A 19,471-nucleotide genomic window follows, 5' to 3' on the forward strand; every position below is an offset into this window, starting at 1 on the left:
TTAGTACGCCGCTTTGTTCACGAAACCTTTGAAGATGGTCAGAAAAACAATTTTGATATCGAACCAGAGGCTCCACTCACGGATGTACTCAAGGTCGAATTCAATGCGTTTTTCCATTTTTTCCAGCGTGTCGGTTTCACCGCGCCAGCCGTTGATTTGCGCCCAGCCGGTAATGCCTGGCTTCACTTTATGGCGCAGCATGTAGCCTTCAATCAGCGAGCGGTACTGCTCGTTATGGGCAACCGCGTGCGGACGTGGCCCGACAATCGACATACCGCCGGTAAAGACGTTGATAAACTGCGGCAGCTCGTCCAGCGAGGTGCGGCGCAGGAAATTCCCCACGCGAGTCACGCGCGGATCGTTCTGCGTAGCCTGCGTCACCACTTTGTCGTTCTCCATCACCTTCATGGAGCGGAATTTCCACACCATGATCGGCTTACCGTCCATGCCGTAGCGCGTCTGACGGAAGATGACCGGGCCGGGAGAGCTCAGCTTCACCGCCAGGGCAATGCAGCACAGCACCGGGGAGATCAGCAGAAGGATCAGTGAAGAGAGCACAATGTCTTCCAGGCGTTTGAGAACACGGTTGATACCTGACAGCGGCGTGTCGTACAGCGGCACTACCGGTACACCGTTCACCTCTTCGATACGGGAATGGAGAATGTTGAAGGTAAAGACGTCCGGAATGAGGATCACGGAACAGGTGGTGTCCGCCAGGTCGCGCATCAGTTTCTTAATGCGGGACTCCTCTTTCATCTGCATGGCAATGTAGACGTTGTGAATTTTGCCCGCTTTCGCATCGTCAATAAGCTGGTCGTAGTTCCCCGCCCAGTCCGACGGCACGCCACCCGGTTTCGCGTCGTGATAGATGCCCACCACTTCAAAACCTAACCACGGCTCTTTGCGGAAGCTATCAAGCAGCACCTGCCCTACCGGCAGATCGCCCGCCACGGCGACGTAGCGGCGGTTATAACCACGGTTACGCAGCCAGCCCGCGCCAAAGCGGATCAGGGAGCGGCAAACCACCATGCCGACACTGGTCAACAGATACCAGCACAGATACGTCACAAGACGATTATCAAAATCATGGCTGAACGCCACCAGTCCCGCGCTGAAGATCAGGCTTAAGGTCCAGTTCTGCAGCAACAGCATCAGCTCGGTGGTCATCTTGACGCCACGCCACGAACGATAGAAATCCGTCATCCCGCCGATCATCTGAAACACGACCAGCGCAATCAGTGCCATCAGCAGGTGCATGTATAAGAACGATTGCCCGCTGATCCAACACACCGCCCACAATCCGCCGACCATGATGGTGATATCAGAAAAACGCTGCACCATAGAGATTAACGATGCATTCGTTCTCGCTCGTTCGCGCTTTTTTAGATTCGTCATCGTTGTTCCTGTATTCGGTTTCCCCTCCCACCGGGAGGGGCAAATATTACTGATTCAACAGCGCCAGAATGTCCTTCGTTCGGGCTTCCATCAGCGCGGTGTCGGCGCGGGATTCCACGTTCAGGCGCACCACCGGCTCGGTATTGGACGAGCGCAGGTTAAAGCGCCACTGCGGGAACGCCATGCTGATACCGTCGGTACGGTCAATTTCCAGCGCGTGAATTGCAAAGTGCTGTTCCACGCGGGCAATGGCCTCAGCCGGCTGCGCCAGTTTGCTGTTGATCTCTCCACTTGCCGGGAAGGCCGCCATACGGTCGCGCACCAGCTCGCCCAGGGTCTGACCTTTCAGGCACAGCAGCTCGGTCACCAGCAGCCACGGGATCATCCCGCTGTCGCAGTAGGCAAAATCGCGGAAGTAGTGATGGGCGCTCATCTCGCCGCCGTAGATGGCGTCTTCTTCGCGCATACGCTCTTTAATAAACGCGTGACCGGTTTTGGACATCACCGGCGTGCCGCCTGCCGCTGACACCACGTCAACGGTGTTCCAGGAGAGGCGCGGGTCATGAATGATCTTCGCGCCCGGATTTTTCTCGAGGAACGCTTCCGCCAGCAGGCCGACAATGTAATAGCCCTCGATGAACTGCCCTTTCTCGTCGAACAGGAAGCAGCGGTCGAAATCGCCGTCAAAGGCGATGCCCATATCCGCACCGTGTTCAATCACCGCATTGCGGGTGTCGTCGCGGCACTCTGGCAGCAGCGGGTTCGGGATACCGTTCGGGAAGTTGCCATCCGGGGTGTTGTGTACCTTGACGAAGGTCACCGGCACGTTCAGTGCCTTAAAGCGGGCTTCCAGGGCATCCACCACCGGGCCCGCCGCGCCGTTGCCGGAGTTGATGACCAGCTTCAGCGGCTTAAGGTTCGCCACGTTGATGTAACCCAGCAGGTGATCGATGTACTCTTTACGCAGATCAATCTGCTTGTAGCTGCCGCGTGCAGACTCGTTCACCGGCGGGAAGTCGTTGGCTTCCGCCAGACGCTGCACGTCGCGCAGGCCGGTATCGCCGCTGATAGGGCGCGCACCCTTGCGCACCAGCTTCATACCGTTGTAATCCATCGGGTTATGGCTGGCCGTGACTTCAATCCCGCCGTCCACGCCCAGGTGGAAGGTGGCAAAATAGATCTCTTCGGTACCGGAAAGGCCGATATCCAGCACGTCCACGCCCGCGTCCTGCAGCCCTTTCGCCAGCGCCAGCTTCAGGGATTCGCTGGTCAGACGCACGTCGCCACCCAGTACGATAGTTTTCGGTTTCAGGTATTCGCCGTACGCGCGGCCGATGCGCCACGCAATGTCTTCATTCAGCTCTTCACCCAGCTTGCCGCGAATATCGTAGGCTTTAAAACAGGTTAACTTTTCCATCATGACCCCTTTTTCAGGCAACAGTTGGCCCGCCCAATTAACAGGCAAAATATTTTTTATTCATTCGTAGGCCCGGTAAGCACAGCGCCACCGGGCATGATGCGAAGTGGTTACACCCGACCGTAGCGGTCCTGGAAACGGACAATATCGTCCTCTTCCAGATACGCGCCGGAGCGCACTTCAATTAAATCGAGAGGTATCTTCCCTGGGTTTTCCAGACAGTGTGTCGCCCCAAGCGGAATATAAATTGACTCGTTTTCACCGAGCAGTTTCACTTCACCGTCGATGGTCACTTTGGCGGTACCCGCCACCACCACCCAGTGCTCGGCACGATGGTGATGCATCTGTACCGAAAGGCCTTCGCCCGGCTTCACGGTAATGCGCTTCACCTGGTAACGTTCGCCCGCATCGATGGAGTCGTATTTGCCCCACGGCCGGTACACTTCGCGGTGAATATGGTGCTCGTGGCGACCGTCGGCTTTGATCTTCTCCACCACCTTTTTAACGTCCTGCACGGCGTTACGGTCGGCAATCAGCACGGCGTCTTTGGTCTGGACGACCACCAGATCCTTTACCCCCACCGTGGTCACGAGGCCGGATTCGGCGTAGACGTAGCTGTTCTCGGTTTTGTGGCTAATCACATCACCGTGATGGACGTTACCCTCCGGGGTATGCGCGCTGATCTCCCACAGGGAGGACCAGGAGCCAACATCGCTCCAGCCTGCATCCATCGGCACCACCACCGCATCCGCCGTGCGCTCCATCACCGCATAGTCAATGGACTCTTCCGGGCAGGCGAGGAAAGCGGCTTCGTCGACGCGAATAAAGTCGAGATCCGGATCCACCACGTTCATGGCTTTTTCGCAGGCGCTCAGGATATCCGGACGATACTTTTGCAGTTCTTCCAGATAGCGACCGGCGCGGAACAGGAACATACCGCTGTTCCAGTAGTATTCACCGCTGGCAACGTAGGCCTGCGCGGTTTCCAGATTCGGTTTCTCAACGAACTGCGCCACGTCAAACGCCACGCTGTCGCCTTCGCCCGGCGTCACGCTGCCGCGGCGGATATAGCCATAGCCGGTTTCTGGCAGATCCGGCACGATGCCGAAGGTCACCAGCTTGCCGCTTTCTGCGTAAGGAATGGCCGCCCGCACCGCGTCGCGGAACGCCTCTTCCTGCTGAATGACGTGGTCTGCCGCCAGGACCAGCATCAGCGGATCGCAATCCGGGCTGCTGCGTTTTGCCGCCAGCGCCGCCAGGGCAATGGCTGGGGCGGTATTTCGTCCGGCAGGCTCCAGAATGATATTTTCTGTGAGTTTGTTCAGCTGGCGCAGCTGCTCGGCAACAATAAAGCGGTGCTGTTCGTTACAAATCACCACCGGGCTTTCACACTCCACACCCTGCAGACGCTTAACCGTCGTTTGCAGCATGGTGAGATCCCCTTTCAGGCAGAGGAACTGTTTTGGATAGAGCACGCGGGACAGCGGCCACAACCGGCTACCAGAGCCACCTGCCATCACAACCGGATACAACGTGGTTTGACTCATGATTTATCCCCGTATATCTGCAATAAATTGGCTCAGCACGTTCTCTTTCTCGAGCGTGCGTTCGGCATATTCACGTGCCACCGTGTTCACTTTTGGCATGGCGAGTGCCTGTTCAATTCCGGTCACCAGCGCCGAAACCGATTCCGGCTCCACGCAAACGGCGATCCCCGGGTAGCTGTCACACAGCTGGCCTAATTCGGTTTCGGCTTCTGCCGTGATCACAGCGTTCCCGCCCACGGCCAGAATGTTGGTCAGCTTGGACGGCAGCACCGCATCCGCCGCGCCGCGCTTTTGCACCACCAGATGGCAGTCACCCATCTTCAGCAGCGCAGGCAGCGCCTCGTAAGACTGAAGCGGGAAGAATTTCACGTTAGTCAGGCCGCGAACGCTTGCCATCTTCTCCAGACGCGCTTTTCCGCCGCCCTGACCGACAATCACAAACATCCACGGATGTTCGCTAAGCTGTTGAGCCGCCTCGATAACGTTCTCCAGCCCCTGCTTTTCGCCGATATTGCCTGAATAAAGAATGATTTTTTGGTCATCAGGCAAACCGAGCTCTGCACGAAGCGCCTGCGCGTCGTGTTCTGTTACCTCACGGAAACGGGCCACTTCGGACCAGTTCGGGAAAAAGATCACCTTTTCCGGCGCGACGCCCTTCTCCTGCGCTTTGTTCATCATCGAGCGCGAGATGGTGGAGACATAATCCACGTTATGCAGACCGCTGCGCTCAAAAGCGCTGGCGAGTTTCGCCACTTTGCCGCCCTTGCCTTTACCTGCCATCCCCAGGCCCAGCATGGCGTCGACTTCATAATCCTGAATGTGCAGCAACGTGCGCGCTCCGGAGAGCTTGCCCAGCAGCCGCATGCCCGGCGTGCAGAACAGCGTCGGTACCACGCCGATGATGCGATCCGGCTTCCAGCGACGCTGCGCCATCAGCGGGAAGAAACTGCTCAGGGCAAAGCTGCCCAGATGAATTAAACGTTTCAGCGTCGAGGGCTGCTTCGGCACGTACAGCGGGCAACGCCAGACGGTCGCAGCGCCCTCTTCGCGGCGATAGCGCCAGCTGGAGTAGCGCTCGCCCACTTTCCATTCCGGGTAGTACGGCGGCGCGGTAATGACCCGCACGTCATGTCCCTGGCTCGCCATCCACTCGACCATCTCGCCGGTGTATTTCCCGATACCGGTCAATTCCGGCGAGTAGTTGATTCCATATACGAGGATCTTCATAGTCCCGGCACCTCAGACTGACGATCGGCCAGGAAATAGGCACGACTGTTGTCATGCACATTGTCGCTGGCCAGCAGCGCCTCTGGCGTCTGCCAGCGGTAGTCGTCGTGCTGAGAATCAGGCAGACGCAGGTCTGCCTCACTCACCTTCAGGCGGAACCCCAGCACGATGTAGTGCGTGGTGAAGTCGGTGCCTGAAAAGTTATCGTCATAGAAGTGCTGCCAGACCCCGTAAAACTGGCCTGCTGCCATCGGCAGTTGCAGGCCCAGTTCCGCCAGAGTGAGACGCTCAAACGCGTTGGCCAGCGTCTCATCCTTCTGCACGCGCCCGCCGGGCACGAACCAGAAGCCCTGAGCAGGACGATTGGTTCGTTTCCCCAGCAAGAACTCGCCGCGTTCGTTCTCCACGATCAAATCAATTGAGATGAGCGGAGTGGAGCGCACTACCGTGGCAAAATCTTCCTGACTTAAAAACATTGTTACCCCCGGAAGCGGTGCTGGTTTTCCAGGAACCACTGGTAGGTACTTGCCAGCCCTTGTTCCAGCGACACCTCGTGATACCATCCCAGCTGATGCAGACGGGTGACGTCCAGCAGTTTGCGCGGCGTGCCGTCCGGTTTGGTGGCGTCAAACACCACGCGGCCCTTGTAGCCCACCACCTGGGCGATGGTCTGCGCCAGTTCGCGAATGGTGCAATCCACGCCAGTGCCAACGTTGATATGCGACAGCATCGGCTCGGTGTTCTCCTGCCACACCTCGCGATCCAGCTCCATCACGTGAATGCTGGCCGCGGCCATGTCATCCACGTGCAGGAATTCGCGCATCGGCGTGCCGCTGCCCCACACCACCACATCCGGTGCGTTCTCGGCGGTCGCCTCGTGGAAACGACGCAGCAGCGCCGGGATCACGTGCGAGTTGCTCGGGTGGAAGTTATCGTGCGGCCCGTACAGGTTGGTCGGCATCACCGAGCGATAGTCACGGTTGTACTGACGGTTGTAGGACTCGCACAGCTTGATCCCGGCAATTTTGGCAATGGCGTACGGCTCGTTGGTTGCTTCCAGTGTCCCCTGCAGCAGTTCGCTCTCGGCGATCGGCTGTTTCGCCATTTTCGGGTAGATACAGGATGAGCCGAGGAACAACAGCTTGTTCACGTTGTGCAGATGTGCCGCGTGAATGATGTTGCTCTCAATCATCATGTTCTCGTAGATGAAATCTGCCGGGTAAGTGTTGTTAGCGACAATGCCGCCCACTTTTGCCGCCGCCAGATACACCTGATCGATACGTTCATTGGCAAAGAAGTCCTGTACCGCACGGCTATCGAGCAGATTCAGCTCATCGCGGGTACGGACAACCACTTCCACGTCACCGCGCTGCTCCAGCTGTCGAACAATCGCGGAACCCACCATTCCGCGATGACCGGCGACAAAAATACGTTGTTTTGTCATTCTCAGGACTCCAGCGCGATGGCAACCTCGTAGCCATGAGATTTGAGCAGGGAGTGTTTTTTCGCTGCTTCAAGATCTTTGGCTACCATCTCAGAGACCATCTCCTGCAGAGTGGTTTCTGGTTTCCAGCCCAGTTTCTCGTGCGCTTTGGTTGGGTCGCCCAGCAGGGTTTCCACTTCCGCAGGACGGAAGTAACGCGGGTCAACCTGCACAATCACATCACCTGGTTTCACGCCCGGTGCGTCATGGCCGGTCACAGAGACAACGATCCCCTTCTCTTCCACGCCAGTGCCTTCGAAGCGCAGTTTGATACCCAGCTGTGCGGCAGCCATTTCCACGAATTGACGGACGGAGTACTGCACGCCGGTCGCAATCACGAAGTCTTCTGGCTGCTCCTGCTGCAGCATCATCCACTGCATCTTCACGTAGTCTTTGGCATGGCCCCAGTCACGCAGGGAGTCCATGTTGCCGAGGTGCAGGCAGGATTCCAGACCCTGAGCGATGTTGGCGATAGCGCGGGTAATTTTACGGGTCACGAAGGTTTCGCCACGACGTGGGGATTCGTGGTTAAACAGAATGCCGTTACAGGCGTACATGCCGTAAGATTCACGGTAGTTTACGGTGATCCAGTAGGCATACAGTTTGGCTACCGCGTAAGGAGAACGTGGGTAGAACGGGGTGGTTTCTTTCTGCGGGATTTCCTGCACCAGACCGTACAGTTCAGAAGTGGATGCCTGGTAGAAACGGGTTTTCTTCTCAAGGCCGAGGAAACGAATCGCTTCCAGCAGACGCAGCGTACCCATGGCGTCAACGTCAGCGGTGTATTCCGGGGATTCGAAAGAAACCGCTACGTGGCTCATCGCGCCCAGGTTGTAAACTTCATCCGGCTGTACTTCCTGCAGGATGCGGGTCAGGTTGGAGGTATCGGTCAGGTCGCCGTAGTGCAGATGGAATTTCGGGTTCGCCGCATGCGGATCCTGGTAAATATGATCCACACGTTCCGTGTTGAAAGAAGAAGCACGACGCTTAATACCGTGAACTTCATAACCTTTTTCCAGCAGTAACTCTGCCAGGTAAGAACCATCCTGCCCGGTAACGCCGGTGATGAGAGCGACTTTAGACATGTTTATATTCCTCTACTTATGAATTTAATCAGTTTCAACGCGTTCGCGTATCACCACTGCGGGGTTGCCACGGCAAATTTTATTTGCCGGTAGCGATTTAAAAACGCTGCTGCGGGCACCAACTACCGTGCCATCGCCAACAGAAACACCAGGTGCAACAAATACATCTGTTGCCAGCCAGCATTTTTCGCCAATCACAATTGGCGAAGCGGTAATATCAAAATGCTGACTCATAAAATCGTGGCTGCCGGTACACAAATAACACTTCTGTGACACCACCGCGTTTGCACCAATCGTGATATCGCCAAGGGTATATAACACGGCGTCATCCCCTACCCAGGCGTAATCGCCAAGCGTTAATTTCCAGGGGTAAGTAATTTTTACCGATGGACGAATAACTACGTTTTTTCCGATTTTTGCGCCAAACAGACGCAATAAAAAGGCACGCCAGCGATACAGTATTTGCGGTGACCAGGCAAATAAGGTGGCCTGAACGGCCCACCATAACTGCACTTTAATTCCGTTCCCGCCCCGAAAACCTTTCGGCACGGTGAACCCGTTAAGATCCTGCATTACACTTCCTTATATTCAGACTTTGTTATATAAGGTTTTCGTTTTACCCGTGGTGCGCAGGCGGAATAAATAAGACAATTCCGCCCAGAATGCGGGCACGCGTAATATCTTACGCTGTACGTTTTTTGCATCCTGGCACAATTCCAGATTATTCGAGGTGGATACACCGCCCATTGAAAATTCAGACACCAGCCCTTTAATTCGACGGAACGGGTAGCCTGATTTATACAGACTGGCGGCCAGGGCATAATCTGATGACACTTTATACTGCAGATCATAAGGCTGTTTTTTCAGACCTTTTACCGGGAAGAAAATGGCCTGATGGCTTGCCGGTAAACTGTGATAGATATACCAGCCGGGTTTCGCACTGCGGCAAATTTTATGCCCGTCGCCAAAATCGAGCAGCGCATCGCCAATATACATCGCGTCGTCTTTCTGGCGCGCCAGCTGACGGGCAAATTGCGCCACATCGTCATGGAACACATCGCCCGAGTTAAGGAAGATGGCATAACGGCCTTGCGCCATGTTAATGCCTTTGTTCATCGCATCGTAGATGCCTTTATCTTTCTCGCTTACGAAGCGTAAGTTGAACTCACCGTTGAGTTTTTCCAGAAACTCCGCCGTGCCATCGTTCGAGCCGCCATCGACCACGATCCACTCAAAGCTGAGACTCGGATCGCGCGCCAGGTTGCGCAGCGAGCGCCAGGTTTTTACCACCCCTTCGTAATTACGAAAGGCAACAGTAATGACGCTAAGAAACATAAATCACCTCATTTCGTCATACGTTCGTAATATTAAGCGCTTTGCGCAGAATAAACGGACAGACAATCAAGAAAGCATATTCCGGGCTAAATATTGACCCCGTAAAAAACAGCGACACTGGCGTAAACAGATAAAGCTGCACGCGAAAGTTCTGGTTATCCCCAAACGCGTTAATCATCATTTTGAAAACTTTAAACAGATACCAGATCGTCAACAGTACGGCGAACCACGAAAAATAAATAATTAACAGATACAGGCCATTGTCTATGGTTTTACCGACATCCGCACCGTTAAAGATTCCGAATGAGGCAACATATTCGTAAAGTGAGCCGAATCTTACTACACCGTCGATATGGGTTAAGGAATAACCCACCATCACCAGCGGCCCGATAATGCGATAATAGGACGATGAGCCTTCCGTTCCCAAATCCCCCAGACGCTCTGAGATATACGGGAATGCAAATATCACGCCTACTAAAAATACCGTCAGGGAGATGATCGCCAGCGGCAGCTTTTTCTTAATCGCATCTTTGTTCAGGTACTGGAATGCCCACTCCAGGAGGTAAAACAGGATAAATGTCATGACCCCTGAGAACGAACCAGACAGAACGATTCCTGCAAGAATCATAGCATCGGTCTTAGGGGTTTTGATACCAAACTGTTTGATGCTGAGCCAAATTGAGATTAACGCCAGAGCGAAAAACGCCGGTTCAAAATAGAGGGCTGTCGTACGCTTACCGCCAAACTTAATGAAGTTCAGTACATAGCTGTTACTGTAAATGAGATATTTCGAAATCATCTCCATCAGGCTGCTACCACCGGTGAGAATAATTTGTGCCATTTCCAGTGCAGCAAGCATAACAATTAACGCAACGGCAATATAAAAGAGCCTGAGGATTTTCCGATAATTGTGCGGAGAAATAGTTTTAAAACGAATACTCCACACCATGCCAATAATAATGACAATATAAACAAACAGCATGGTAGAGGTGACGTACTTGCTGGGATCCAGCGACTGGCCAAAGATGTAGTTAAACAGCGTCAGGCCAAAGCCCATCCCTAAGGCAATCATCAGCTTCTTGAGGTTGATTTTATCGACGTACAACAGAAGCAGAGCAGGCAAGAAGGTCACAATGGTTATCGGGAAGCTTTCGCCGAGCTGGGCAATTTTGACATTGACCAGCAGATAGATCAGCGGCAGCAGCAGATAACTACAGACTCTGATAGAACGAGACATATTCCTCCAGCATCTGTTGTCCACTGTAGGCCTTGCGGCTGCGGTTGCGGAACGATTCCAGGTCAGTGCCAAAAACGGCCTGCGCAATCTGCGGCTTCGGCAGTTGCACCAGCGGCAGCACCTCCTGTTCCGCGAACGTTTTCCCGCCCGATTTTTCCAGCACTTCACGCGCCGCATCGCTGTGGGTGGCGATCACCGGCACGCCAATCGAGAGCGCTTCGCAGAGGATCAGCGGGTAGTTATCGACGCGCGAGCTGAACACCAGCGCATCCATCCCGTTGAGGGCGCTCATCAGCTTGCGCTTATCCGTTTCAAACCCGTGATTCACCACGTTAGCGCCATCGAACGGCGAGAATTTGCCGAAGGTATGCAGTTCAATTTTGTCACCCAGCGCCATCATGTCGCGCACCAGCTGCTGGTTGGTTTTGCCGTCGTAACGCAGGTCATGCGCGACGATTGCAATTTTCGGTTTGCCTGCGGTTTCCGCAACCGGGGTCAACTCGGCCAGAATCGCTTCCGTCGCCACGTCGATCCCGTTGTTGATGATCTGACACCGCCCTGCCCCATACAGACTGTTGAAGGCATCGGCCACATGCTGGCTTGGGGAGATAAACGTGCAGCCGAGCGACAGCATGTCGCGGAACAGCTGACGTTTTCCGTCCACCAGCTGGTGAGCGCGATCCACTTTCACCGGCGGGTAATTGGTTAATGTCGGACACTTCTGGCAGGCGTTTTTCCAGCCTTCACAGCCGTCGGTGAACGCGCAGCGCCCGGTCACGCTCCAGTGGTCGTGCAGCGTCCAGATGAAGCGGGTATCCAGCTTGTGAGCCTGTACCTTCTGGCAAAACGTCACCACCTCTTGCAGGTTCAGCCAGTAGCTGTGCAGCACGTGAAAATGGAGCACAACCGGGCCGGAAGTGCGCGTGACCGTGCGATAGAGGTTGTTCAGGTTGCCAAACAGATCGCGGTTAAACAGACGGAACAGCGCAATGTTGGCGACAGACGTCAGACGTGGCGTCTGCTTGTGCACCTGCGGATAGCTATCGTGGCTGACGCTTTTCTTACCGCCTTTGCCATAGCCGTAGATAAAACGAGACTGAAGCCCTTTTTGCAGCGCACGCTGGTGCAGATCCAGCGCCACGCCAGCCGCCCCGCCCTCGGCGAGACGGACGTTAAATTGCAGAATGTTCATTTGATCACCTTCACGCGGGCTTTTTCGCCCACTACCAGCGCGTTATCCGGAATGCTGTCCAGCACCACGCTGCCTGCACCAATCGTGACGTTGTTACCAATGGTAATGTCGCCAATGATCACCACGTTCGCCCCCAGCTCGACGTTGTTGCCGATGACCGGGCAGGCCAGGCTCTCCGGCCCCCGGTTGCCGATGGTGACCGCATGACGAATAGTGAAATCATCCCCGGCGATCACGAACTTATTGATAACCACCGCATAACCGTGGTGAATGGTAAAGCGGCGGCCGATGGTGGCCGCAGCCTGAATTTCATAGCCAAAAATGCATTCGGTGATAATTCGGTACAGCATCAGAACCGGTGCCGCCCAGAGGTTGTTCAGAACATTTTTCTTACGCCACACCGAGCAGAAATGCGCGATGCGGTACGCCAGAACCATGCAGCACGGGCGCAGGCTCCAGCTGTTAGCGCGGCAATCTTCCAGAAACATTATTTCCCCCGCAGTCCATCAGCCAGTCGCTTGCCGTTGCGCACAGAAAACAGCGTCAACAAGGTACGCCAGGTCATCCGCTTATTGCGGATCTGATAGAGGGTAAAGAGCTGGTACTTCCGGCTGGCACGGTCAAACTTATCCTTGTGCTTGCGGTAGAAATGGAAGTAACCCGAGAATTTTTTTGGTGAGGAGGTGATTTGCATCTCCCCGTGGTTGATGTGCAGGATCTGCGTGGCCTCTTCCACCTTCCACGGCTCGCCATACTCCACCACCATCCGCAGGAAGATGTCGTAATCCTGCGCGGCCTTCAGTTCGGTATCGAACAGGCACTCTTTAAAGCGCCACGCCCAGGTGAACACCTGATTGCCGATGATGTTGCGCTTGTAGAAGAGGCGGCGAGAGTATGGTGATTTCGGGTACAGCGGCAGGCTGGCAGGCTGCGAGTAAACCTCGCCCTGACAGACATAGTCGTTGGCATACAGGAAAGCGTGGGTGACCAGTTGTTCCTTGTGCGACAGGAAAATGGACAGCCGGTTTGGTGTCCACTCGTCATCGTCGTCGATGCCGGTCAGATACTGCCCTTTGGCCTGCATAATTGCCTGATTACGCACCGCACACGCCCCGGAGTTGATCGCGTTATGGGTATAGCTGACACGCGGGTCATTGAGGTCAGTGACAAACTTTTGCAGCTGCTCATACGAAGAGGAACAGTCATCAACAATGATCAGCTCCCAGTTATCGTAATCCTGGCGCAGCACCGATTTGATTGCACGGATCGCCAGCTGCTGACGATTCCATGTCGGCATATAAATAGAAACTAAAGGGCGTTGTGTGGTCATGATCTTCCCCTGATCCCTCACCCCGCCTCTCTCCCAAAGGGAGAGGGAGAATAGCTGCACCGGGCAGTTCCCTCTCCCCTCGGGAGAGGGTTAGGGTGAGGGGGATTGTTATTTGCTGTCAGACTTATATTCGTACTCGTAATACCCGTAATCCTGGTACCCGGTCGCACGGCGGAAGATGGAGTTCAGGATCACCCCTTTCACCTCAATGCCGTTCTGCTCGAAGCGGCTCAGGCTGGTTTCCACTTCCTTCAGGGTGTTCACCGCATAGCGCGCCACCATCAGCGTGGTTCCCGCCAGGCGACCGACCACGGCCGCATCGGTCACGGCCAGAATTGGTGGTGTATCGATCAGCACCAGGTCATAGTTTTTGCTCGCCCACTCCACCAGCTCGGCAAAGCGGTCGCTCATCAACAGTTCGGATGGGTTTGGCGGCACCTGACCACGTGGGATGAGGTCAAATTTCGGGATGCTGGTCGGTTTTGCGCTCTGGCTAATCTCACCCTTGCCAAGCAGGATTTCCGACAGACCGTTGACGTTATTGGTCCCCAGCAGCTCGTGGGTATAGCCCTTACGCATATCGCAGTCGATCAGCAGTACCCGTTTATTGGTCTGGCTGACCACCGCCGCCAGGTTGGCACAGACAAAGGTCTTACCTATCGACGGGCTGACACCGGTTAACATCAGTACGTTGTTTTTGGCCTGCATCATGGCGAAGTGGAGACTGGTACGCAGGCTGCGCACCGCTTCAATTGCCAGGTCCGTCGGGTTACCCACTGCCAGCAGCTGGCTCTGTTTGTAACGCTTGACGCCTTTGACGCTTTTGACCCGGTCATGCGACTTCTGCCATTCGGAGAGCGGGATACTGGCGTAAACGTTGATACCGTTCTCTTCCAGCACCTGCGGGCTTTCGATACCGCGGTTGAACAGCGAGCGCAGCAGCACACCAACAATGGAGAGCATCAGGCCGAGGATAATGCTGCCGAGGATAATCAGCGCTTTCTTCGGCTTCAGTACGCCAGGCTGGGTAATGGCCGGGTCAACAATACGCACGTCGCCGACGGTGCTGGCTTCGGTAATCTTCAGCTCCTGCTGTTTGTTCAGCAGTTGCATATAGACCTGCTGGCCGGATTCCACGTCGCGGGTCAGACGCACAATTTCCTGCTGCGTTTTTGGCATCGCGGTGACGCGGTCATTAAGCTTCGCTTTCTCCTCTTCGAGGGTGCGACGTTTTTCCAGCAGCGTGCGATAGGCCGGGTGACGTTTGGTGTAGAGCTTAGAAATTTCCGCCTCTTTGAAGGTCAACTCGTTGAGTTGCGCATCAATATTGACCATCGAATCGAGCACCGATTTCGCTTCCAGCGGCAGATCGACGGAGTCTTTATCCTGACGAAACGCGTTCAGTTTGTTCTCTGCGTCATCCAGACGTGCGCGTACTTCCGGGAGCTGTTTTGCGAGGAAGGCCAGGCTTTTCGCCGCTTCAGCCGACTTGCGCTCGACGTTCTGCTCAAGGTAGTTGCGGGTAATGCTGTTGAGAATTTCGCGGATTTGATCTTTATCTTCACCGGTAAAGGTCATGCTCAGGACACCCGTGTCCTTGCCATTTTCGGTGACCGTCAGGTTGTTTTGCAGATTGTTGATCATCCCCAGGGTGGAGAATTTGGTGACGGTAAACTCGCTGCCTTCCTGCGCCTGAATAGCGCTCACCTTCATGCTGACGCCATCTTTTGTCAGCATCTGCCCCACTTCACCGCGCGCGCTGAAGCCTGCGTCGCTGGTCAGCTGATACTGCTTCGGCCCTAGCACGGTCAGGGTAAAGGTTTGATCCGCGCTCCCTTTCGGCAGCACAAAGTCGGTAACTTTTACCGTGTCGTTGCTGTGCCCGGTCAGGCGATCCCAGCCGGCACCAAATATCGGGAAGGTATTTTTGGTAACGGAGATATCAAGCCCCAGATCGTGAACCGTTTTGCCCAGCACCAGACGCGACTGGATCAGCTGAATTTCGGCCTCGGAGGCAGGCGGTTTGTTCGCCAGGGCAGAGCCAATATCCTGCACCAGCGAGTTGCCGGTGTTCTGCTCAATCTGCACCAGCGCATCGGCGCTATAGATGGGTGTCGCAAACAGCGTATAGACGATCGCCGCGGCGGCAAACACGGCGGTGATCCCAAGTACCCACCACTTCGCCTCTATGACGGTGCCGACCAGGCGACCAATATCGATTTCATCACTGCCCGAAATCGGGGCGGCAGAAGGTTTTGTTTTTTCTGTCATTGTTATCCCTGCTGAGCTTTCAGTGCCTGCGCCCACTGACGGGCAGACTGGTCAAGTAAGGTATACACCGCCTCAAAGGCCTCACGGCTTTTGCGATAGGGATCGGGGATTTCGCGTTCGTTTTCCCAGTGACCAAACAGCATCACTTTGCCGCGCATCTCCGGTGCGATTTCGCATAGCGAGTGAATATGGCGTTTTTCCATCGTCAGGATCAGGTCATACTCCCGGCACATGCGGCCGGTGACCTGGCGGGCGCAGTGCCCGTCAAGAGAAAGGTTGTGATCGCGGGCCACGCTCGCGGCGCTTTCATCGGCACCTTTACCGACCAGCGCGCCCAGCCCTGCAGATTCGACGGTGAGCTCGGGCTGGTAATGTTTCAGCAACCGCTCAGCCGTTGGGGAACGGCAAATGTTCCCCACGCATACAACCAGAATTTTATTAAACATCGCGGATTACCAGGTATGAATGTCGCGCGCCGTATCCGTCATGTAGCGAACGCCACTGATGGTTGGCAGCAACTGGTTGATCAGACGGTTCCAGCGGGCAACCGGTGCGGTGGTGACATACACCACGTCATAAGGCTGGAGGCGGAACTCCGTTGCCATTACCAGAGAAGTCGCATCGGACATATCCAGCTGGTAAATATTGGCAATCTTGCCTTTCGCACTGCCCTCGCCTTTCAGCGGACGGATCACGAAGATACCGGTGGCATTAGAGGTGGTGAGATCGATACCCTCTGCATTACCCAGTGCTTCGGTCAGGGTCATGCCGCTGAAGTCCATTTTGAGGGTGCTCTGTTTCTTCACTTCACCCATCACGAAGACTTTCAGATCGTCATTACGCGGTACATACAGAATGTCGCCCGGATAGAGCAGACGATTCTGGGTCAGGTCGCCGTTTTGCATCAGCGCCTGCAGAGAAATGCGTTGTTCTTTGCCGTTGTGGGTCAGAACGACGTTGCGCCAGTCGGCACCGTCGGTTAAGCCGCCCGCGGCGTTAATGGCGTCCAGCACGGTCAGCGGTACGTTGGTGATGGCCTGCTGGCCAGATTTGTTCACCTGTCCGGAGATATAGGCTTTTTGCGAACGGAATGCGGCGATATTAACGTCCACCTGCGGATCGGCGATGTACTGCGCTAAGCGGCCGGTAATATCACTACGGATTTCGGCAAGGGTTTTCCCGGCAACGTGTACTTTGCCGATATAGGGATAGAACATGGTGCCATCAGACTGCACCCAGTTACCGGTGTCGCTTGAGCTGCGGTATTGGCCCGCTGGCGTGGTCAATTCCGGATGGTCCCACACGGTAACGTTAATCACGTCACCCGGACCTACGCGGTACTGGTAGGAGGCAATTTCCTGGTCCAGAGACATATTCGGCTGCGCAACATTTGGACGTGGACGTAATTGTTCGACCAGACGTGGTGTCAGTGGATAAACATTCACCATTTTGTCGAGATCAAAATCAGCATCCTGTTGTTTGATCACATCCTTACCCATTGTTGACATATTGCTGCCGGGAAAGACTGTACAACCACTCATCAAGGTCACAGACACCAATAATGGCATCAATTTCATTTTGGATTTCATCATTGATTATTTATCACTTTGGCAGAGTAATTATCCTGTGCAATTAAATAAGCCGGGTCGATTTGGCTTTCAGCATGCAGTTGTTCAAATAGAAATATAACTGGCATCAGTCCTAAAAAAAGCTTATTCATCCATTGGCTATTGACAGAATAATCGAGGCTGATTCACACGCTTTCAGGCACGCTACCGCCCTTGGCTTTCAGTTACCAATCCACTGACTAAACAATGCGTTATGGATAGACACCCTCTTTGATAAGGCCTTCTGGAAATATATCAGCCGCTTGCGATACACGGCAGATAATGAATAACCATCACTGAAGACCGGAACAATAATAGCAACAAGGAGATTTAACATTTGATGCTGGGAGAATTGTTGCAGCTAACCTAATAGCAGGCAAGGAGACAACTGTCCTAATAACGGTTTTTAAGATTAATATTAAGAGCAAAGTTTTGACGTTTTAGGATTTTCTTTATATTGACAAAATTAAAATAAAAACCATTTATTGCGATATATCCTAAAATGCGTTCGCCGTAATTAAATCTACGTATTTAGCTTATTTACAGATTCCGCATTGTTCTTCCTTTTTGCCGGATCGTATTAAGAGAAATCTCAGCCCGGCATTGCAATTTCCCCTGGCTTTATCCATGATCGAAGTGTGACATTGCTCATATAACAGAAGGTATTGCGATTACTATGGAATGGATTGCCGATCCATCAATCTGGGCCGGGCTGGTTACGCTGGTCGTCATCGAATTAGTGCTCGGTATTGATAACCTGGTCTTTATCGCCATCCTCGCCGAAAAACTCCCCCCGGCGCAGCGCGACCGTGCGCGCGTAACGGGCCTGCTGCTGGCGATGGTGATGCGACTGCTGCCGCTGGCCTCAATCTCCTGGCTGGTGACCCTGACAAAGCCCCTTTTCTCCGTTTACGGCCTGAGCTTTAGCGCACGTGATTTGATCATGCTCTTCGGCGGGTTGTTCCTGCTGTTTAAAGCCACGGTAGAACTGAACGAGCGGCTCGAAGGCAAAGACAGCGAAAACCCCACCCAGCGGCGTGGGGCTAAATTCTGGCCGGTGGTGGCGCAAATTGTGGTGCTCGATGCGGTCTTCTCCCTGGACTCCGTCATTACCGCCGTCGGGATGGTCGACCATCTGGCGGTGATGATGGCTGCGGTAATCATTGCCATTACGCTGATGGTGATGGCGAGTAAAGCGCTGACCCGGTTTGTTAACAGCCACCCGACCATTGTGATTCTCTGCCTGAGTTTCCTGTTAATGATTGGCTTTAGCCTGGTAGCCGACGGCTTTGGGTTCCACATTCCGAAAGGCTACCTCTACGCCGCCATTGGTTTCTCCGTCATGATTGAGGCGCTTAACCAGCTGGCGATTTTCAACCGCCGCCGTTTCCTCTCGGCAAATCAGACATTACGTCAACGCACCGCCGACACGGTGATGCGCCTGCTCAGCGGGAAGAAAGAAGATGCGGAACTGGATGCTGAATCTTCCGCGATGCTGGCCGATCACAGTGACGGGCAGATCTTCAACCCGCAGGAACGACTGATGATTGAGCGGGTGCTCAATCTTAACCAGCGCACGGTCAGCAGCATCATGACGTCGCGCCATGACATCGAACATATCGACCTCACCGCCCCGGAAGAGCAGATCCGTGCCCTGCTGGACAGAAACCAGCATACCCGGGTGGTCGTGACGGGGGGTGACGAGGAAGAGGAGCTGCTGGGCGTGGTGCACGTCATTGACCTGCTGCAACAGCAGTTGCACGGTGAGGCACTCAATTTGCGCGCCCTGGTGCGCCAGCCGCTGGTGTTCCCGGAGGGGCTGCAACTGCTTTCTGCCCTTGAGCAATTCCGTAACGCGCGTACGCACTTTGCCTTTGTGGTGGATGAGTTTGGTTCGGTTGAGGGGCTGGTCACGCTCAGCGACGTGATGGAAACCATCGCCGGTAATTTGCCAAACGAAGTGGATGAAATCGATGCGCGCCACGACATTCAGAAAAACGCAGACGGTTCATGGACGGCCAACGGCCATATGCCGCTTGAAGACCTGGTCCAGTATGTTCCCCTGCCGCTGGATGAAAAGCGCGAGTATCACACCATTGCAGGTCTGCTGATGGAGTATCTGCAGCGCATTCCCCAGCCGGGTGAAGAAGTTCAGGTAGGCGACTATATGCTCAAGACGCTGCAGATTGAAAACCATCGCGTGCAGAAGGTGCAGCTGATACCGCTGCGCGACGAAGACGAGATGGATTTTGAGGTGTAGGAAAAACAAGTTGCTCCCTCTCCCGTGGGAGAGGGATGGGGTGAGGGCATCAGGCCGCACTGGCAGCCGCCACCCGGCACAACGA

At 54.7% G+C, this 19,471-nt stretch carries 17 protein-coding genes; 1 reads left to right on the forward strand and 16 read right to left on the reverse strand.

What is annotated here, in order from left to right:
* The 16 genes from wcaJ to VF709_RS03240 form a co-directional block, all read right to left on the reverse strand.
* Positions 1 to 1,395, reverse strand: a complete 1,395-nt coding sequence (gene wcaJ, locus VF709_RS03165) for an undecaprenyl-phosphate glucose phosphotransferase (protein ID WP_014832616.1) — start codon at positions 1,393 to 1,395, stop codon at positions 1 to 3.
* 46 nt (positions 1,396 to 1,441) lie between these two features.
* Positions 1,442 to 2,812: a colanic acid biosynthesis phosphomannomutase CpsG gene (gene cpsG / locus VF709_RS03170; protein WP_013097871.1), complete on the reverse strand. Its 1,371-nt coding sequence runs from the start codon at positions 2,810 to 2,812 to the stop codon at positions 1,442 to 1,444.
* A 110-nt stretch (positions 2,813 to 2,922) separates the two neighbouring features.
* The gene (gene cpsB / locus VF709_RS03175) at positions 2,923 to 4,359 is read right to left on the reverse strand and encodes a mannose-1-phosphate guanyltransferase (protein ID WP_114518908.1); all 1,437 of its coding nucleotides are present in this window, start codon (positions 4,357 to 4,359) and stop codon (positions 2,923 to 2,925) included.
* A 3-nt stretch (positions 4,360 to 4,362) separates the two neighbouring features.
* Entirely contained in the window at positions 4,363 to 5,586 is a 1,224-nt protein-coding gene (wcaI, locus tag VF709_RS03180) for a colanic acid biosynthesis fucosyltransferase WcaI (protein ID WP_149896224.1), read from the reverse strand.
* Positions 5,583 to 6,062 carry a GDP-mannose mannosyl hydrolase gene (locus VF709_RS03185; RefSeq protein ID WP_029881806.1) on the reverse strand — a complete coding sequence of 160 codons (480 nt, stop codon included), beginning with the start codon at positions 6,060 to 6,062 and terminating at the stop codon, positions 5,583 to 5,585. Before VF709_RS03185 ends, wcaI begins: the two co-directional genes overlap by 4 nt.
* Positions 6,063 to 6,064: 2 nt before the next feature.
* Positions 6,065 to 7,030, reverse strand: coding sequence for a GDP-L-fucose synthase (fcl, locus tag VF709_RS03190; RefSeq protein WP_013097874.1), 966 nt, complete (start codon positions 7,028 to 7,030; stop codon positions 6,065 to 6,067).
* Between the two features lie 2 nt (positions 7,031 to 7,032).
* The gene (gmd, locus tag VF709_RS03195; protein ID WP_003863514.1) at positions 7,033 to 8,154 is read right to left on the reverse strand and encodes a GDP-mannose 4,6-dehydratase; all 1,122 of its coding nucleotides are present in this window, start codon (positions 8,152 to 8,154) and stop codon (positions 7,033 to 7,035) included.
* A gap of 24 nt (positions 8,155 to 8,178) precedes the next feature.
* Entirely contained in the window at positions 8,179 to 8,727 is a 549-nt protein-coding gene (wcaF, locus tag VF709_RS03200; protein ID WP_013097875.1) for a colanic acid biosynthesis acetyltransferase WcaF, read from the reverse strand.
* 15 nt (positions 8,728 to 8,742) lie between these two features.
* On the reverse strand, positions 8,743 to 9,489 hold the full coding sequence (gene wcaE / locus VF709_RS03205; protein WP_114518906.1) for a colanic acid biosynthesis glycosyltransferase WcaE: 747 nt from the start codon (positions 9,487 to 9,489) through the stop codon (positions 8,743 to 8,745).
* A 16-nt stretch (positions 9,490 to 9,505) separates the two neighbouring features.
* Positions 9,506 to 10,726: a colanic acid polymerase WcaD gene (gene wcaD / locus VF709_RS03210; protein WP_045294486.1), complete on the reverse strand. Its 1,221-nt coding sequence runs from the start codon at positions 10,724 to 10,726 to the stop codon at positions 9,506 to 9,508.
* Positions 10,701 to 11,918, reverse strand: coding sequence for a colanic acid biosynthesis glycosyltransferase WcaC (gene wcaC / locus VF709_RS03215; protein WP_114518905.1), 1,218 nt, complete (start codon positions 11,916 to 11,918; stop codon positions 10,701 to 10,703). Before wcaC ends, wcaD begins: the two co-directional genes overlap by 26 nt.
* Positions 11,915 to 12,406, reverse strand: coding sequence for a colanic acid biosynthesis acetyltransferase WcaB (wcaB, locus tag VF709_RS03220; protein ID WP_149896223.1), 492 nt, complete (start codon positions 12,404 to 12,406; stop codon positions 11,915 to 11,917). The genes wcaC and wcaB overlap by 4 nt, the downstream gene beginning before the upstream one ends.
* Complete coding sequence (wcaA, locus tag VF709_RS03225; RefSeq protein ID WP_013097880.1) at positions 12,406 to 13,248, reverse strand: colanic acid biosynthesis glycosyltransferase WcaA; 843 nt, start codon at positions 13,246 to 13,248, stop codon at positions 12,406 to 12,408. The genes wcaB and wcaA overlap by 1 nt, the downstream gene beginning before the upstream one ends.
* A 108-nt stretch (positions 13,249 to 13,356) precedes the next feature.
* Positions 13,357 to 15,519 carry a tyrosine-protein kinase Wzc gene (gene wzc / locus VF709_RS03230; RefSeq protein WP_047023873.1) on the reverse strand — a complete coding sequence of 721 codons (2,163 nt, stop codon included), beginning with the start codon at positions 15,517 to 15,519 and terminating at the stop codon, positions 13,357 to 13,359.
* Positions 15,520 to 15,521: 2 nt separating this feature from the next.
* Complete coding sequence (gene wzb, locus VF709_RS03235; RefSeq protein WP_013097882.1) at positions 15,522 to 15,965, reverse strand: low molecular weight protein-tyrosine-phosphatase Wzb; 444 nt, start codon at positions 15,963 to 15,965, stop codon at positions 15,522 to 15,524.
* Positions 15,966 to 15,971: 6 nt separating this feature from the next.
* Complete coding sequence (locus VF709_RS03240) at positions 15,972 to 17,111, reverse strand: polysaccharide export protein (RefSeq protein ID WP_014170829.1); 1,140 nt, start codon at positions 17,109 to 17,111, stop codon at positions 15,972 to 15,974.
* A gap of 691 nt (positions 17,112 to 17,802) precedes the next feature.
* Between VF709_RS03240 and VF709_RS03245 the strand changes: the two genes are divergently transcribed.
* On the forward strand, positions 17,803 to 19,386 hold the full coding sequence (locus VF709_RS03245) for a TerC family protein (protein ID WP_440230875.1): 1,584 nt from the start codon (positions 17,803 to 17,805) through the stop codon (positions 19,384 to 19,386).
* The last annotated feature ends 85 nt before the right edge of the window (positions 19,387 to 19,471 follow it).

Source organism: Enterobacter sp. Lyrl_3 (assembly GCF_051948675.1).
Taxonomy (GTDB): Bacteria; Pseudomonadota; Gammaproteobacteria; order Enterobacterales; family Enterobacteriaceae; genus Enterobacter; species Enterobacter cloacae.

Bases quoted from the DNA above. Each gene is read 5' to 3' on its own strand.
- wcaF (WP_013097875.1), bottom strand. From the start codon at position 8,727: ATGCAGGATCTTAACGGGTTCACCGTGCCGAAAGGTTTTCGGGGCGGG.
- wcaE (WP_114518906.1), bottom strand. From the start codon at position 9,489: ATGTTTCTTAGCGTCATTACTGTTGCCTTTCGTAATTACGAAGGGGTG.
- cpsG (WP_013097871.1), bottom strand. From the start codon at position 2,812: ATGGAAAAGTTAACCTGTTTTAAAGCCTACGATATTCGCGGCAAGCTG.
- cpsB (WP_114518908.1), bottom strand. From the start codon at position 4,359: ATGAGTCAAACCACGTTGTATCCGGTTGTGATGGCAGGTGGCTCTGGT.
- wcaD (WP_045294486.1), bottom strand. From the start codon at position 10,726: ATGTCTCGTTCTATCAGAGTCTGTAGTTATCTGCTGCTGCCGCTGATC.
- wcaJ (WP_014832616.1), bottom strand. From the start codon at position 1,395: ATGACGAATCTAAAAAAGCGCGAACGAGCGAGAACGAATGCATCGTTA.
- wcaA (WP_013097880.1), bottom strand. From the start codon at position 13,248: ATGACCACACAACGCCCTTTAGTTTCTATTTATATGCCGACATGGAAT.
- wzc (WP_047023873.1), bottom strand. From the start codon at position 15,519: ATGACAGAAAAAACAAAACCTTCTGCCGCCCCGATTTCGGGCAGTGAT.
- wcaI (WP_149896224.1), bottom strand. From the start codon at position 5,586: ATGAAGATCCTCGTATATGGAATCAACTACTCGCCGGAATTGACCGGT.
- VF709_RS03245 (WP_440230875.1), top strand. From the start codon at position 17,803: ATGGAATGGATTGCCGATCCATCAATCTGGGCCGGGCTGGTTACGCTG.
- wcaB (WP_149896223.1), bottom strand. From the start codon at position 12,406: ATGTTTCTGGAAGATTGCCGCGCTAACAGCTGGAGCCTGCGCCCGTGC.
- gmd (WP_003863514.1), bottom strand. From the start codon at position 8,154: ATGTCTAAAGTCGCTCTCATCACCGGCGTTACCGGGCAGGATGGTTCT.
- wcaC (WP_114518905.1), bottom strand. From the start codon at position 11,918: ATGAACATTCTGCAATTTAACGTCCGTCTCGCCGAGGGCGGGGCGGCT.
- fcl (WP_013097874.1), bottom strand. From the start codon at position 7,030: ATGACAAAACAACGTATTTTTGTCGCCGGTCATCGCGGAATGGTGGGT.
- wzb (WP_013097882.1), bottom strand. From the start codon at position 15,965: ATGTTTAATAAAATTCTGGTTGTATGCGTGGGGAACATTTGCCGTTCC.
- VF709_RS03240 (WP_014170829.1), bottom strand. From the start codon at position 17,111: ATGATGAAATCCAAAATGAAATTGATGCCATTATTGGTGTCTGTGACC.
- VF709_RS03185 (WP_029881806.1), bottom strand. From the start codon at position 6,062: ATGTTTTTAAGTCAGGAAGATTTTGCCACGGTAGTGCGCTCCACTCCG.